Source organism: Saccharococcus sp. Marseille-Q5394 (assembly GCF_946901335.1).
Classification (GTDB): Bacteria; Bacillota; Bacilli; order Bacillales_A; family Planococcaceae; genus Sporosarcina; species Sporosarcina luteola_C.
On sequence record NZ_CAMPPQ010000001.1, the window covers coordinates 169,631 to 184,826 of the forward strand.

Here is a 15,196-nt window from a genome sequence, read left to right on the forward strand (position 1 = left end):
AAGGCGGCGAAGTGCAAAGATGTGCTCTCAACGCTTCGCTTTTGTTCGCAAAAGCCGTTCTTCGTTACGGCTTTTCCTGGGGGAGCCCCTGCCTTAATTTCTGCAAAAAGCGCAGAAATACGGCAAATCGAACTCTTCGTGGTTCGATTGGAAAGCGTCCGCCTGTAACGTAGAGCGACTTCTTGTTGAATTTTCATTGAGAGGAGGTGACTATAGTGTCAGTACTTGAACGTGTAACGAAAGTGGTTGTCGACCGACTTGGTGTCGATGAAAGCGAAGTAAAACCTGAAGCTTCTTTCAAAGACGATCTCGGCGCAGACTCTTTGGATGTCGTTGAGCTAGTTATGGAATTAGAAGATGAATTCGATATGGAAATTTCCGATGATGATGCAGAAAAAATCGGAACTGTAGGCGATGCAGTGAAATATATCGAAGAAAAAGTGAACTAATTTTATCTAAGCGCAATTCAATATCTCGACGCAATTACGCCGAGGCATAATTGATTAGATATCCGAAAAAATGTGTGCATCACTATATGATGCACTTCCAATGAGATGCTTTCAACCTTTCTTGCGACTTGAAAAGGATGAAAGTATCTCTTTTCGGTTTTGCATGTACGACGTGAACAATGTAAAATTAAATGGACTACGAAGTGAAAGGCAGAATCTTGATGACTAACAAACGGAATGTAAAAAGTAAATATCCAACAGCTCCACTTCAAAGCGAGGTACGAAAGAAATTTGAAGACTTGCAAGGGCGCCTAGACATCCATTTTAAAGACGAAACGCTTCTTTATAATGCATTCACCCATTCGTCCTACGTCAACGAACACCGTCGGAAAAATTTCACGGATAATGAAAGGCTTGAATTCCTTGGAGATGCCGTTCTGGAGCTCGGTGTTTCTCGATTCCTATACGCGACTGAACCGAATATGAGCGAAGGCGAGTTGACGAAACTGCGGGCAGCCATTGTATGTGAGCCATCACTCGTCAAGTTTTCGAATGAACTGCACTTCGGTGATTTCATCTTGCTTGGCAAAGGCGAGGAGCAGACCGGCGGGAGATTGCGTCCGGCATTACTTGCAGACGTATTTGAAGCGTATATCGGCGCGTTGTTTTTGGATCAGGGAATGGAACCTGTCACCAAATTTCTTGAAAAGGTTGTATTCCCGAAAATCGGGGACGGTGCTTTTTCGCATGTGATGGATTATAAAAGCCGCTTGCAGGAAATCGTACAACAGACGAACAGTGGCAGCTTGAATTATGAAATTGTCGAAGAGAAGGGTCCTGCGCATGCGAAAAAGTTTGTCACCGTCGTAAGATTGGAAAATCGTGAACTTGGTACCGGAATCGGAAGATCGAAAAAAGAAGCCGAGCAGGAAGCGGCCCGTCAAGCCATCCAAGTATTAAAAGGAAATGAGGCCGAAGGGGAGAACTGATTGTGTTTCTAAAAAGAGTTGAAATTATTGGATTCAAATCATTTGCCGATAGGATCGGAATCGATTTCGTCCCAGGCGTAACAGCCATTGTAGGACCTAACGGCAGTGGGAAAAGTAATATAACCGATGCAATCCGATGGGTGCTCGGTGAACAGTCCGCCAAATCCCTTCGCGGTGCAAAGATGGAGGATGTGATATTCGCAGGCAGCGATTCCCGCAAGCCGCTGAATTTTGCGGAAGTGACACTGATCCTGGATAACACGAACGGGTTATTCCCGCTCGATTACACGGAAATAAGCGTCAGCCGCCGGGTCTTCCGTTCGGGAGAAAGCAATTACTTATTAAACGGGCAACAATGCCGTTTGAAGGATATTAATGATGTCTTCATGGATTCTGGGTTAGGAAAGGAAGCATTCTCAATTATATCCCAAGGGCGTGTCGACGAAATCCTGAACAGTCGGCCGGAGGATAGGAGAAGTATTTTCGATGAGGCCGCAGGTGTGTTGAAATATAAAACACGCAAAAGGAAGGCGGAACATAAGCTTTTCGAAACGGAGGACAATTTGGATCGTGTCCTCGATATCCTCAAAGAACTAGATTCAAGAATCGGTCCGCTTGAAAAGAACGCGGAAGCAGCAGAAAGACATCAGGTACTTTCTACAGAAATCAGGGAAGCCGATGTCCGTCTTCTGAATTTTGATGGAGCGAAATTACGTGATGAAATCATTGCGAAAACTGAGCTGATCGAAGAAAAAAGGTTGCACCGCGAACAATTGGTGGCAGAAATCGCCAAAGTAGAACAAGAATCAAATGTGTACAAGATTCGTTTAGCGCAATCCGATCAAAATATTGAATCGCTCCAAAAGCAGTTGGTGGAAATTAGTGCTGAAGCTGAAAAGTGGGAAGGTCGCCGGCTATTATCGCTTGAAAAGCAGAAAAATTCGGAGCAACAGCTAAATAGGATTCGACAAGAGTTGGCTGATGCGAAAAAGGGTAAAGAAGATCTTGTTGTCAAATTAGCGGCAGCAAGAGAGAAATTGACCATTACAGGATCTTCCTTGGACAAAATTAATTCGGAAATGAATGAAATTGCCCAAATCCTGAAAAGGTCGGCAAAAGAGACCGAAGAGGAAATTGATGAACTGAAGTCATCCTATATTGAAATGCTGAACGAAGAAGCGACGATCCGGAATGATTTAAAGCATATTGAGGAACGGATGCAAGGAGAAAAGACTTCGACAGTCCGTATATCGGAACAAACTTCCATGTTAAAGAGCAAGCTCCAAGAGTTGTACGGAAAAAGGTCTATCCAAACTGCCGAGCTTTCTTCCTTGCAGGAAAAAAAGGAGAAAGCGGAGTCGGCATTTGTAAAATCCGAAAAACTCTACCGCGAGGCTGAAGAAGAACTGGGAATCCAGCAGCAATTCATGCAAAATGCGACGAACAAGCAGTCCGAAATGCAAGGACGATTGCGTGCGCTACAAAGTTTGGAAGCAGATTTTTCAGGATTCTATTCAGGTGTCAGAGCCGTACTCATAGCAGCAAAAGAAGGCAAGTTGCGTGGTGTCGATGGGGCTGTTGCAGAACTCATTACTGTGGATGACCCCCATATTAAAGCGATTGAAACAGCTTTGAGCGGCGCGATGCAGCATATCGTCACATCTACGGAATCAGAAGCTCGGAATGCGATCGGCTATTTGAAACAGAGAAATGCCGGTCGTGCGACGTTTTTGCCACGTGACGTTATTAAATCTAGGAAACTTCCAATTGCGTCACTCCGTATTGTGCAACAACATCCGGAGTTTATCGGAACGGCCGATCAGCTTGTGAAGACAGATTCCGCCTTTTCAATCATCACTGAAAATCTTCTTGGCATGACTATCGTTGCAAAAACGCTGGTCGGAGCTTCCGCAATTGCCAAGATGCTAGCATATAAATTCCGCATAGTAACACTTGACGGAGATGTCGTGAATGCCGGTGGTTCCCTTACCGGGGGTGGAGCGAAAGGGCAGTCGACCGTATTTTCAAGAAAAGCGGAGTTGGAGACGTTAAGTGCACAACTTTCAAAAATGACTGCTTCCATCGAGATTGCAAACAGCAAAATCGGTGATTCGAAAATGTCCGTCGCCCAGCATATGCATGACACGGAAAAATATCGTCAACTACGGGATTCTGTAAGGCAGGAATTGGTTTCAAAAGAATCAGCTCTACGTGAACTGGATTTGGAAATCAGGGCGATCGAATCTGAAATCTCATTAGCCGAAAGAGGGATCGCCGGCTCGGAAAACGTGGGCGCGGAACTTTCGAACAGGAAAAAGGCATTGCTCGAACGGCATGAATGGATCAGATCCTCACTGGATTCCACTCAAAAAGAAGTTGAAACACTGGAGCGGTTGGCTGCGAATCGACGGAACGAGGAAGCGGCATTGATGACCAAAAATAGTGAGCTTCGTGAGCAGGCGGCCATCCTACGGGAACAGAAAGGGCACCAACAGACAACAATTTCGGATATGGAGCAAACACTGAGTCAACTAGAGCAGAAAATGTCTGCCCTGGAAGTCGATCGGGATATTTACACCGAACATGAATTGGGCATCGATCTAACGCCGGAGGAAATCGCGGCTCATATAGATAGATCCGCGACGGAGAAATCCACGATTGAACAATCCCTGTCTGATGAACGAAACAGTAGGAGTCAAATTGCATCTGCCCTAGAAAAACAGGCGGAATCATTAAAATGTATTCGCCTCGATGAAGGGAAGGCAGTTTCTTCTCTAAATGAAATCAATGTTGCCGTTTCACGTCTTGAAGTGAAATACGAATCCATCACAGATCGCCTTTTGGATGAATATGGACTTTATCCTGATTTCGAAGCAGGAAGCGATTTTGATGTGGAAGCAACAAGAAGTAGGGTCGACGAATTAAAGAGCGAAATCGAGTCGCTCGGTTCCGTCAATCCGAGTGCAATCCAGGAATTCAAAGAAGTGTCTGAGCGCCATGCATTTTTAACTGAACAACGGAACGATTTACTGGAAGCGAAAAGCACACTCAATGAAGCGATGTCCGAAATGGACCGTGAAATGGAAATGCGATTCGGTACGACATTCAATGCGGTAAGAAATCGATTCCATGTCGTCTTTAAAGAAATGTTCGGCGGCGGGGATGCGGATTTGATCCTTACACAGCCTGACAACTTGCTGGAAACGGGGGTTGAAATCGTCGCAAGGCCTCCAGGCAAAAAGTTGCAGAACTTGAGCCTGTTATCCGGCGGTGAGAGGGCGCTCACGGCGATTACATTGCTGTTTTCAATCATCGAAGTGCGGCCGGTACCATTCTGCATTTTGGATGAAGTCGAAGCGGCGCTCGACGAAGCGAATGTCATCCGTTACAGTAAATATTTAAAGAAGTTTTCGGACGACACCCAATTCATCGTCATCACCCATCGGAAAGGGACGATGGAAGGGGCCGATGTTTTGTATGGAATTACAATGCAGGAATCGGGAGTATCGAAGCTGATTTCCGTGAAGCTCTCCGAAGTTCCCGCTGAAGTGTTGGGATAATCATTGACAGGAATAGGAAAAGGAGAGAGTCGGATTGACTTTTTTTAAGAAACTGAAAGAGAAAATTACAGGCACTAATGAAACGGTAACTGAGAAATTCAAGGACGGTCTTTCAAAGACCAGGAATTCATTCACCTCTAAAGTGAATGACCTTGTAGCACGTTTCCGTGAAGTCGATGAAGAGTTTTTCGAAGAACTCGAGGAACTGCTATTGCAGGCGGATGTAGGCGTCGAAACGGTCATGGAACTTGTCGATCAATTACGATGGGAAGTTCAAAGGAAAAACATCAAAAACACAGAAGGAATCCAATCGGTCATTTCCGAAAAACTCGTGGAAATATATAAGGCTGGTGAGGAACTGGACACCGATCTGAATATGCAAGAGGATTTGACTGTCATTTTGATGGTAGGTGTCAACGGGGTAGGAAAGACGACGACAATTGGGAAGCTTGCAGCACGTCTCAAAGAAGAAGGAAAGACCGTCATGCTTGCGGCCGGAGATACATTCCGAGCAGGAGCGATCGATCAGCTAGTCGTTTGGGGCGAGCGTGTCGGCGTCGAAGTAATCAGACAGTCGGAAGGCTCAGATCCCGCTGCAGTCATGTATGACGCGATTCACGCTGCGAAAAGCCGAAAGGTGGATGTATTGATCTGCGATACTGCTGGCAGATTGCAAAACAAAGTGAACTTGATGAATGAACTCGAGAAAGTCCACCGTGTAATCGGCAAGGAAATTGAAGGGGCCCCGCATGAAGTCCTTCTTGCACTTGACGCTACGACGGGCCAAAATGCCTTAATCCAGGCGCAGACGTTCAAAGAGGCGACGAATGTCACTGGTATCGTCCTTACGAAGCTTGACGGGACTGCTAAAGGCGGAATTGTTTTAGCGATCCGCAATAAACTTAATATCCCGGTAAAATTTGTTGGTCTTGGAGAAGGTATGGATGACCTGCAACCATTCGATCCGGAAAAATACGTATATGGACTCTTTGCAGATGGACTTGAAAAAGAAGCTGAAGAATAAGGCGTTTTAGCTAAGCGCTCTCCTTTTGCATCAAGTAAATTTACTTGACAGTTCAATTCCGGCATACTAAGATTAGCAGAGGGGGCGAAGCGCTATGCTTGAAAAAACGACACGCGTCAACTTCCTCTATGACTTCTATCAGACACTGTTGACCGAAAAACAACGGATTTACATGCAACTCTATTACCTCGACGACCTGTCACTCGGTGAAATTGCCGAAGAATACGGAGTGTCGAGACAAGCTGTCTACGACAATGTCCGAAGAACAGAAGCGATGCTGGAAGACTACGAAGAAAAATTGAAACTTTTCTCCAAGTTCCGGAACCGGATGGAGATCATCGAGAGGCTTGAACAGCTTGTGCTCGGGAATGATGATGCATCCAAGGAAGTACGGATGCTGTTGAACACATTGAAAGATCATGAATAGGGGGTCTATGCATGGCATTTGAAGGTTTGGCCCAGCGCCTGCAAGGGACGCTTCAGAAAATAAAGGGCAAAGGTAAGATTAGTGAAGTCGACGTCAAGGAAATGATGCGCGAAGTGCGATTTGCGCTTATTGAAGCAGACGTCAACTTGAAGGTCGTAAAAGAATTCGTCAAGACGGTCAGTGAGCGGGCTGTCGGCCAGGACGTCATGAAGAGCCTGACACCCGGCCAACAAGTCGTGAAAATTGTCAAGGACGAATTGACGAACTTGATGGGCGGAGAGCAGAATCCGATCCAATTCGCAAGGAAAGCACCAACTGTCATTATGATGGTCGGCTTGCAAGGGGCGGGGAAAACGACTACGACAGGAAAGCTCGCGACAGTCCTTCGTAAACGCCATAATAAAAAGCCGTTACTGGTGGCAGCAGACGTGTATCGTCCGGCAGCAATCCAGCAATTGGAGACGCTCGGAAAACAATTGACGTTGCCTGTCTTTTCGTTGGGCACGGATGTCTCCCCGGTTGAAATTGCACGCCAAGCGATTGCAGAAGCGGAAAAGGAACATCACGACGTCGTCATCATCGATACGGCGGGACGTTTGCATGTCGATGAAAATCTAATGCAGGAATTGAAGGATATCAGGGAATTAAGCAAGCCAGATGAAGTATTCCTTGTAGTGGATGCAATGACGGGACAGGATGCCGTCAATGTAGCAAAGTCATTTGACGAAGCGATCGGTATAACAGGAGTCGTTTTGACGAAACTGGACGGTGACACACGAGGCGGTGCTGCATTATCTATCCGCTCTGTTACTCAAAAGCCGATCAAGTTCGTCGGTATGGGTGAAAAGATGGATGCCTTGGAGCCGTTCCATCCAGAACGTATGGCCTCCCGGATTTTAGGGATGGGCGATGTCATGTCACTTATCGAAAAAGCGCAGGAAAATGTCGACGAAGAAAAGGCGAAAGAGCTTGAACAGAAATTCCGTACGCAAACATTCACGCTCGACGACTTTTTGGATCAACTTCAGCAAGTGAAAAAGATGGGCCCTTTGGATGAAATCTTGAAGATGATGCCTGGTATGAATAAAATTAAAGGGCTTGAAAACGCTCAAGTTGACGAGAGTCAGATGGGCCGCGTCGAAGCGGTCATCCGATCGATGACAACAGCAGAACGCACGACACCTGAAATTATCAATGCGAGCAGACGTAAGAGGATTGCGAAGGGTTCCGGTACTTCAATACAGGAAGTGAACCGACTCCTAAAGCAATTTGAAGATATGAAGAAGATGGTCAAGCAGATGACCAACATGCAACAAAAGGGTAAAAAGAAGATGAAAATGCCTGGATTCGACTCTTTATTCAGGTGAAAATGCTGAACTTCAGCGTAATTTTAAGGTGTTAAGAAAAAACACTTTACAAACATGAAAAACCTTGATAATATACTATCTTGTGTGAAACTATTCGGAGGTGCAAGAAAAAATGTCAGTAAAAATTCGTCTTAAACGTATGGGAGCAAAGAAAACTCCTTTCTATCGTATTGTTGTAGCAGATTCACGTTCACCACGTGATGGCCGTCAAATCGAAACAGTAGGTACTTACAACCCGCTTACAAAACCTGCTGAAGTGAAAATCGATGAAGAATTGGCTCTTAAATGGCTTCAAAACGGTGCTAAACCATCTGATACAGTTCGTAACCTGTTCTCAGAACAAGGCATCATGGAGAAATTCCACAACGCTAAATACGGTAAGTAATCAGGAGGGGTGGACATGAAGCAGCTGATTGAAACGATTGTCAAACCTTTGGTCGATCATCCCGGAGATGTTCAGGTCGACAAAGATGAGCAACATCATCGTGTCACTTACAAACTTTCCGTTAATCCCGAAGATATGGGGAAAGTGATCGGAAAGCAGGGGCGTGTCGCCAAGGCGATACGAACTATTGTTTATTCAGCAGCAGGAAGTCGCCACGGTAAGAAAGTTTACCTTGATATCATCGAATGATGGAAATCAGTCTTGAACAACAGGTTTACGCGGATTGGCTAATGCCGTACCCGGGAAACCAACACAAAAAAGGAGGGAGCTCATGTTCCTTCCTTTTTTGTCTACTTAAGCTTAAGGAATGCATCCATGTCCCTAATGAAAAGGAAGGTGTATTGTATGCAATGGTTCAACGTTGGTAAAATTGTCAACACACATGGAATACAAGGGGAAGTGCGTGTCATCTCGCGTACTGATTTCCCGGATGAAAGGTATGCGGTCGGAAATGAACTCACTTTATTCATGCCGAATGAAAAAAAGCCGATTAAGTTGATTGTAGCAAGCCACCGCCGCCATAAGAACTTCGACCTTCTCACTTTTGAAGGCCATATCAATATCAACGATGTTGAGAAATATCGGGACGGATTATTAAAGGTGTCCGAGAAGCAACTTGGTGATCTTGATGAAGGGGAGTTTTACTACCACGAAATCATCGGATGTACTGTTTATACGGATGTTGGTGAAGAGCTCGGTGAAGTGACGGATATACTGGCGACAGGCGCCAATGATGTATGGACTGTCACACCGAAGACTGGAAAACCGCATTACATCCCTTATATTGAAGATGTCGTCAAAGAAATTGATATTGAGAAGAAACAAATCATCATCGAACCGATGGAAGGACTACTGTCATGATGAAAATAGACGTTCTCTCGTTGTTTCCCGAAATGTTCGAAGGAGTTCTCCACTCCTCCATCATGAAGAAGGCACAGGAGAATGAAGCCGTTTCTTTTAAAGTGACGGATTTCAGGGACTTCTCTGGGAACAAGCATCATAAAGTGGACGACTATCCATATGGTGGCGGCGCGGGGATGGTTTTGAAGCCCGAACCGCTATTTGCAGCGGTCGAATCGCTCGCCCTCGATACGTCGAAGAAACCGCGAGTCATCCTCATGTGCCCACAAGGCGTCAGATTCAATCAGAAACAGGCAGAAGAACTTTCCAAGGAAGAACATCTTGTATTCCTTTGCGGGCATTATGAGGGCTATGACGAGCGTATACGTGAACATCTCGTAACAGATGAGATATCCCTCGGCGACTTCGTTCTGACCGGCGGGGAGATAGCATCCATGGCCATCATCGACAGCGTCGTCAGACTCTTGCCGAATGTTTTGGGTAATACAGATTCCCCTGTCCATGATTCATTCTCGACAGGTCTCCTCGAGCATCCCCAATACACAAGACCTGCTGAATTCAATGGAATGAAAGTTCCTGATGTCCTATTATCAGGAAACCACGGCGAAATCGAAAAATGGCGTCAAGAACAATCACTAAGACGCACATTCGAACGCAGAAGAGACCTACTGGAAGACGCTCCATTAACAGAACATCAACAGAAAGTGTTAAAGCAGCTAATAAGTGAGGAGTCCAATTGATAGGAAGCTCCGTTGATTGTAGCGAAAGGCGGCGACTCCAGCGGGAACAGCGCGAGCTGAAGACCCTGGACTGAGCGAAGCGAGGGAAGCGAGGGAAGCGGCTGAAGCCGTGCCCGCGGAAAGCGTCCGCCTGCAGCGGAAATCAACTTTTCACACTTGCACACACTGTCGCTTTATGATAATATCTACTTTGTACTTCTATAGGGAGTACATACTGACTGGTGTTCCGCTGCAAACGCAAGAGGTGCAAGAGCATCTGTGGATAAGGAGAGAAAAAAATGCAAAACATTATTGCAGAAGTAACAAAAGACCAACTTCGTTCAGACCATCCTGATTTCCGTCCTGGGGACACTGTCCGCTTGCACGTGAAAATCGTTGAGGGCACGCGCGAGCGTATCCAGCTCTTCGAAGGAGTTGTCATCAAGCGTCGTGGAGGCGGAATCAGTGAAACTTTCACAGTCCGTAAAATCTCCAACGGTGTAGGTGTTGAGCGTACATTCCCTGTACACACACCGAAAATCGCTAAACTTGAAGTTACTCGTCGCGGTAAAGTCCGTCGTGCGAAATTGTACTACCTTCGCAACCTTCGCGGAAAAGCTGCACGTATCAAAGAAATCCGATAAAATTCAAACAGCGGGGATTGCATCTCCGCTGTTTCCTATTCATGAGGAGACCAAAAAGTTGGTCTCCTTTCTTTTTTCCTCCAGCTCCGTGCGCCAGAGACTCGGTCATAAGTCAGCTCTGCTACACGGCAAAGTGCGCCGTTTCGCAGATCTGCCTTATGCCTATCGTCTCTATTCAGGCGCACTGCGCTTTTGTTTTTGCCTCAAAAATGAATAGACTGTACAATAAGGATAGTGACTTGGCGGGAGGCTTTGTGATGAATGAAGAGAAGAAGAAAAATGAAACTTGGGAATGGATCAAAGCGCTTTTAATTGCGTTTGGACTGGCGGCAATCATCCGTATATTTTTATTCACACCGATTGTTGTGGATGGTATTTCAATGATGCCCACACTTGAACACGGCGATAAAATGATTGTCAATAAAATCGGTTACACACTCGGAAAACCAGATCGTTTTGATATTGTCGTCTTCCATGCACCCGAAAAGAAGGATTATATTAAGAGGGTCATCGGTCTTCCGGGCGATAAAGTGGAATATAAGGACGATATTCTATACATTAATGATCAACCGTACGAAGAAACCTATCTTGATCAATATAAAGAAGAAATTCCCGATGGAACTTTGACCGAAGATTTCACGCTGGAAGAGAAGATCGGTATGCAGACGGTCCCTGAAGGCCATGTCTTCGTTATGGGCGATAATCGCCGAAAGAGTAAAGATTCAAGACATATCGGAGCAGTGCCGATTGATGAAATCATAGGAAGCACAAAATTCATATTCTGGCCGATCAGTGATTTCGGCAAGGTGGACTGAAGGAAGGGGATGAAACTATGACCATACAATGGTTTCCGGGCCATATGGCCAAAGCTAGACGTGAAGTGACGGAACAATTGAAACTCGTCGACATCGTATTCGAGTTAATCGACGCCCGATTGCCCCTTTCATCGAGAAACCCGATGATTGATGAAGTCATCCAGCAAAAACCGAGACTGCTTATTTTGAATAAGATGGACCTAGCTGATGAGAAGGAGACGGAGCGATGGATCAGACACTTCGAATCAGAAGGTATCCGGGCAGTCGCCATAAATTCCTTTGAAGGAAAAGGGCTGCAAACCGTAACAAAGGCAGCAAAGGAAATACTGGCACCGAAAATTGAACGCTTGAAAAAGAGGGGTATTCGACCTGGGGCGATCCGCGCCATGATTGTTGGAATTCCTAACGTCGGGAAGTCGACGTTGATCAACCGGCTCGCAAAGAAAAATATTGCAAAAACAGGTAATAAGCCGGGTGTCACGAAAGCCCAGCAATGGATCAAATTCGAGAAGGAACTTGAATTGCTTGATACGCCGGGAATCCTTTGGCCGAAATTTGAAGACCAAGCCGTAGGGTATAAACTTGCGTTGACAGGTGCAATCAAGGACACGATCGTCAATATGGAAAACCTGGCAGTCTATGGACTCCGCTTTCTGGAGGAGCATTATCCTGAGCGTCTTGAAAAGCGTTATGGCATCACCTCTGTAGGTGAAGATATACAAAAGGTCTTTGATGTGATCGGGGAGTCCCGAAAGGCGTATACACAAGGTGGCGAAATCGATTATGACAAAGTGGCTGAACTGATTATCCAAGACATCCGCAGTGAGCTGCTTGGCAAGCTGACTTTCGATTTTACGTCTGATTTATTAAAACAGGTCGATGAAGTCACGGAATAATCCCGTGACAATCGGCCTTTTCTTATTGAATAGCAATCACAATCAGGAATACTGTCCGATATAAAAAGAAACTGCAAAATATGTTATACATAATAGAAGGTGAAAAGATGAAAACAATCAAAGAAATCTCTAATCTGCTGCAACAGACTTCCGATCCAGAGCCGTGGATGAATAAACTAGAGGACGATCATCGCGCAGGCGTCAAAACAGAACTGCGAAAATGGTATCGCCAGTACGAAAAGAAACAGCTGTTGGAACAAATGCTGCAAGACAAAATCCAGTTCGACAACAGTTTTAAAACATACGATGGAGCACTCGTCGCAGGAGTAGATGAAGCAGGAAGAGGCCCATTGGCAGGACCTGTTGTTTGTGCCGCCGTCATATTACCTGAAGAAGTACCTGGTCTGCTAGGACTCAATGATTCAAAAAAAATATCCATCCAAGAAAGAGATCGATTATCTGCGATTATTAAAGAGGTCGCAATCAGCTATTCAATACATATTCAATCAGCAGAAAGAATCGATGAAATGAACATTTATGCCGCAACTCGGGAATCAATGGAAAAGGCAGTAAGCGCATTAGAAACCCGTCCGGAAATCGTCTTGGCGGATGCCATGAAGCTTCAAGTGGTCTGCAGGTCTGAATCCATTATCAAAGGGGATGCTCAAAGTCTTGCGATAGCCGCAGCCTCCATCCTCGCGAAGACGACGCGGGATCAATTGATGAATCTAATTCATGAGGAGTTCCCGGTGTACAACTTCAACAAGAACGTCGGCTACGGCACTGCGGAGCACGTGGAAGCCCTCCATCTCCATGGACCGTGCCACCACCATAGAAAAACGTTCGAGCCTGTCAAATCGATTTTGGAAGGAAGGTGACGTGTGTTGAACAATTCATCGATTCCTCGCTTGAGCAACCAGTCCATCCCTGTCTCACAACTGCCGTTGACAATGCGGGAAGGCCAAATGTTCCACGGGCAGATAAAACAGCTTTTCCCGGGACAGATGGCTGAAGTGCAAATCGGAGGCCAAAAATTGATGGCCAAACTGGAAGTTCCCATGAAGGCGGGCGACGCCTATTATTTTCAAGTGAAATCGGTCACCCCTGAACTGCAAATCATAGTCGTATCCGGCCCTTTACAAGCAACGGAAGGACAAGCGAAGCAAATGACCAACTTGATAGACTCGATGCAACTTCCGAAATCACCGGAAATGGTTACTGTATTGAACCATTTTTTGAAGGATAGACTTCCTGTTTCCAAGGATATTTTGTTGAATGCTGTAGAACTTTTGAAAACCGTCCCACCATCATTGCAAAATGAGGCTCTTGATGCTATCCAGAAATTGGTGGAGTTGAAACTTCCGTTAAATGAGTTTAACTTCAATTCACTTTTAGGGGTGGAGAAAAAGGAAGGCTTGCACGATGGCTTGACTGCTTTAAGAAATGCGCTACTCACTGATACAGGCATACCAATGCAATCAAAGGAAAGAATTCTTGCAACGGTGGGTGATGCAGGCAGGATTGCCGTTTCTGCTGCGGAAAAGGCATTGGTAAGCGGGGCTGTGCTAAAATTGCTAGACGAAAGTATCCCCCGTGAGGAACGATTCCAAGTATTGCAATTGCTAAAAAGCTCCGGAATCATGCCTGCAAGCACGACACTTGACAATTTACAAACAATAATTGATACGACAATGGCGGAGCGGGTGGCAGGAGCAGGACAAATAAAAGATTTGATTCAAAACGACCCTGTCTTACAACAGGCGTATAAGTTGCAGTTGATCGGCTTACTAGACGAAATGGAACCTAATCGATCGGTCGAAACAAGGAGCTTTCAAGCGGGTGAACAAGCCGGAAAAATCATGCGTCTAGTTGCTGAACATATCCAATCCATGCCTTTTTTTTCGGATGACGAAGCCTCAGCTGTCCTCAAGTTATTGTTGCCCGATAATGCTCGCGCGAGAATTCCGGAACTGTACCGTATGATGGAGCAATCATCGATGCCAGTAGCGAAGGAGTTAATGCAAGGAGCTCAAACTATAGTTGAACAAGCGATTGACGGAAAGGTTATGAAAGAAGCAATGCAAAGCCTTTTTAAATCCCTGGGCTTCAATTATGAAGCGGGACTGTTGAGCGGGAATCATGATATCGCAAAGACGATGGATATGTTGAAACCTCAATTGGTGGCGCTGTTACATGACAGTGCAGTATCTCCTGCATTGCGTGATGCGGCAGAAACAATGGTTGCGAGAATGAATGGCTCGCTCATACAGTCCGGTGACACGGGGGTAAACCAACAGATTGTCATGCAGCTGCCCCTGGAATTCCTCGGTAAACGGGTCGATGCAACAATTCAGTGGAATGGGAGGAAGAAGGCGGATGGAAAAATCGATGCGGATTTCGCCAGGATCCTGTTTTACTTGGAATTGGAATCGATCGACAAGACGGTCGTGGATATGCAAGTTCAAAACCGGGTCGTCGCGATAACGGTTTTCAACGAGAATTATCAACTGCGGGAAATTGGCGGTCTATTGCAAATGAAATTGAAAGATGGCCTTGAATCGGTAGATTATAGATTGTCAGGAGTTACCTTTAAACAATTTGAAGAAGAAGGAAACAGGGAAACCAAAAGGCGGAATGATAAAATGTCGGAACAGGGTGGAGTTGACTTCCGGATATGACAGAACAGAAACATTCCCGTAAAGAGGCAATTGCGCTTTCCTATGATCCAAAGGCAGGAGATGCCCCGAAGGTTGTCGCCAAAGGTAAAGGGAAGATTGCCGAAAACATTTTGGAGAAGGCGAAAGAACACGATGTTCCGATCCAGGAAGATCCGACTCTTGTAGAATTGCTAGGGCAGCTCGAAGTGGATGAAACGATTCCTGAACAACTGTACCAAGCGGTAGCAGAGGTGTTTGCATATATCTACCAGGTGGACCGGGAGCATGGTTCACGGAAGAATAATAGGGTAAAATGACGGAAACTATCAAAAGATATCAAAAA

Annotated in this window: 16 protein-coding genes; all 16 read left to right on the plus strand. The window is 45.6% G+C overall.

From position 1 onward, the window contains the following. Positions 1–212 precede the first annotated feature (212 nt). The 16 genes from OC538_RS00825 (at position 213) to OC538_RS00900 (ending at position 15,170) form a co-directional block, all read left to right on the plus strand. Positions 213–449: an acyl carrier protein gene (locus tag OC538_RS00825; RefSeq protein ID WP_251695299.1), complete on the plus strand. Its 237-nt coding sequence runs from the start codon at positions 213–215 to the stop codon at positions 447–449. Positions 450–670: 221 nt separating this feature from the next. After that, positions 671–1,438, plus strand: a complete 768-nt coding sequence (gene rnc / locus OC538_RS00830) for a ribonuclease III (RefSeq protein ID WP_251694843.1) — start codon at positions 671–673, stop codon at positions 1,436–1,438. 2 nt (positions 1,439–1,440) lie between these two features. Continuing rightward, the gene (gene smc, locus OC538_RS00835; protein WP_262172897.1) at positions 1,441–4,998 is read left to right on the plus strand and encodes a chromosome segregation protein SMC; all 3,558 of its coding nucleotides are present in this window, start codon (positions 1,441–1,443) and stop codon (positions 4,996–4,998) included. Between the two features lie 34 nt (positions 4,999–5,032). Next, positions 5,033–6,022: a signal recognition particle-docking protein FtsY gene (gene ftsY / locus OC538_RS00840; RefSeq protein WP_251694841.1), complete on the plus strand. Its 990-nt coding sequence runs from the start codon at positions 5,033–5,035 to the stop codon at positions 6,020–6,022. Positions 6,023–6,116: 94 nt separating this feature from the next. After that, positions 6,117–6,449, plus strand: coding sequence for a putative DNA-binding protein (locus OC538_RS00845; RefSeq protein WP_251694840.1), 333 nt, complete (start codon positions 6,117–6,119; stop codon positions 6,447–6,449). Between the two features lie 11 nt (positions 6,450–6,460). Beyond that, positions 6,461–7,816, plus strand: coding sequence for a signal recognition particle protein (gene ffh / locus OC538_RS00850; protein ID WP_251694839.1), 1,356 nt, complete (start codon positions 6,461–6,463; stop codon positions 7,814–7,816). A gap of 112 nt (positions 7,817–7,928) precedes the next feature. Continuing rightward, positions 7,929–8,201 (plus strand): 30S ribosomal protein S16, encoded by a 273-nt coding sequence (rpsP, locus tag OC538_RS00855; RefSeq protein WP_060209070.1) that lies wholly within the window; start codon positions 7,929–7,931, stop codon positions 8,199–8,201. A gap of 15 nt (positions 8,202–8,216) precedes the next feature. Then, the gene (locus tag OC538_RS00860) at positions 8,217–8,450 is read left to right on the plus strand and encodes a KH domain-containing protein (protein ID WP_251623949.1); all 234 of its coding nucleotides are present in this window, start codon (positions 8,217–8,219) and stop codon (positions 8,448–8,450) included. A 156-nt stretch (positions 8,451–8,606) separates the two neighbouring features. Continuing rightward, entirely contained in the window at positions 8,607–9,122 is a 516-nt protein-coding gene (gene rimM / locus OC538_RS00865) for a ribosome maturation factor RimM (RefSeq protein ID WP_251694838.1), read from the plus strand. Beyond that, positions 9,119–9,862, plus strand: a complete 744-nt coding sequence (gene trmD / locus OC538_RS00870; RefSeq protein ID WP_251694837.1) for a tRNA (guanosine(37)-N1)-methyltransferase TrmD — start codon at positions 9,119–9,121, stop codon at positions 9,860–9,862. The genes rimM and trmD overlap by 4 nt, the downstream gene beginning before the upstream one ends. A gap of 278 nt (positions 9,863–10,140) precedes the next feature. Then, on the plus strand, positions 10,141–10,485 hold the full coding sequence (gene rplS, locus OC538_RS00875; RefSeq protein ID WP_251623953.1) for a 50S ribosomal protein L19: 345 nt from the start codon (positions 10,141–10,143) through the stop codon (positions 10,483–10,485). A gap of 257 nt (positions 10,486–10,742) precedes the next feature. Beyond that, complete coding sequence (gene lepB / locus OC538_RS00880) at positions 10,743–11,300, plus strand: signal peptidase I (protein ID WP_251694836.1); 558 nt, start codon at positions 10,743–10,745, stop codon at positions 11,298–11,300. Positions 11,301–11,317: 17 nt separating this feature from the next. Beyond that, positions 11,318–12,196 (plus strand): ribosome biogenesis GTPase YlqF, encoded by an 879-nt coding sequence (gene ylqF, locus OC538_RS00885; protein ID WP_251694835.1) that lies wholly within the window; start codon positions 11,318–11,320, stop codon positions 12,194–12,196. Between the two features lie 107 nt (positions 12,197–12,303). Further along, the gene (locus OC538_RS00890) at positions 12,304–13,074 is read left to right on the plus strand and encodes a ribonuclease HII (protein WP_251694834.1); all 771 of its coding nucleotides are present in this window, start codon (positions 12,304–12,306) and stop codon (positions 13,072–13,074) included. A gap of 3 nt (positions 13,075–13,077) precedes the next feature. After that, a complete protein-coding gene (locus OC538_RS00895; protein WP_262172900.1) occupies positions 13,078–14,874 on the plus strand; it encodes a hypothetical protein in 1,797 nt (598 codons plus the stop codon). Then, complete coding sequence (locus OC538_RS00900) at positions 14,871–15,170, plus strand: EscU/YscU/HrcU family type III secretion system export apparatus switch protein (protein ID WP_251694832.1); 300 nt, start codon at positions 14,871–14,873, stop codon at positions 15,168–15,170. Before OC538_RS00895 ends, OC538_RS00900 begins: the two co-directional genes overlap by 4 nt. Positions 15,171–15,196 lie beyond the last annotated feature (26 nt).

What these genes read in the sequence shown, in the direction of transcription:
- rnc (WP_251694843.1), top strand. Translation starts at nt 671, where the DNA reads ATGACTAACAAACGGAATGTAAAAAGTAAATATCCAACAGCTCCACTT.
- OC538_RS00845 (WP_251694840.1), top strand. Translation starts at nt 6,117, where the DNA reads ATGCTTGAAAAAACGACACGCGTCAACTTCCTCTATGACTTCTATCAG.
- ffh (WP_251694839.1), top strand. Translation starts at nt 6,461, where the DNA reads ATGGCATTTGAAGGTTTGGCCCAGCGCCTGCAAGGGACGCTTCAGAAA.
- rpsP (WP_060209070.1), top strand. Translation starts at nt 7,929, where the DNA reads ATGTCAGTAAAAATTCGTCTTAAACGTATGGGAGCAAAGAAAACTCCT.
- OC538_RS00860 (WP_251623949.1), top strand. Translation starts at nt 8,217, where the DNA reads ATGAAGCAGCTGATTGAAACGATTGTCAAACCTTTGGTCGATCATCCC.
- rimM (WP_251694838.1), top strand. Translation starts at nt 8,607, where the DNA reads ATGCAATGGTTCAACGTTGGTAAAATTGTCAACACACATGGAATACAA.
- trmD (WP_251694837.1), top strand. Translation starts at nt 9,119, where the DNA reads ATGATGAAAATAGACGTTCTCTCGTTGTTTCCCGAAATGTTCGAAGGA.
- rplS (WP_251623953.1), top strand. Translation starts at nt 10,141, where the DNA reads ATGCAAAACATTATTGCAGAAGTAACAAAAGACCAACTTCGTTCAGAC.
- lepB (WP_251694836.1), top strand. Translation starts at nt 10,743, where the DNA reads ATGAATGAAGAGAAGAAGAAAAATGAAACTTGGGAATGGATCAAAGCG.
- ylqF (WP_251694835.1), top strand. Translation starts at nt 11,318, where the DNA reads ATGACCATACAATGGTTTCCGGGCCATATGGCCAAAGCTAGACGTGAA.
- OC538_RS00890 (WP_251694834.1), top strand. Translation starts at nt 12,304, where the DNA reads ATGAAAACAATCAAAGAAATCTCTAATCTGCTGCAACAGACTTCCGAT.
- OC538_RS00900 (WP_251694832.1), top strand. Translation starts at nt 14,871, where the DNA reads ATGACAGAACAGAAACATTCCCGTAAAGAGGCAATTGCGCTTTCCTAT.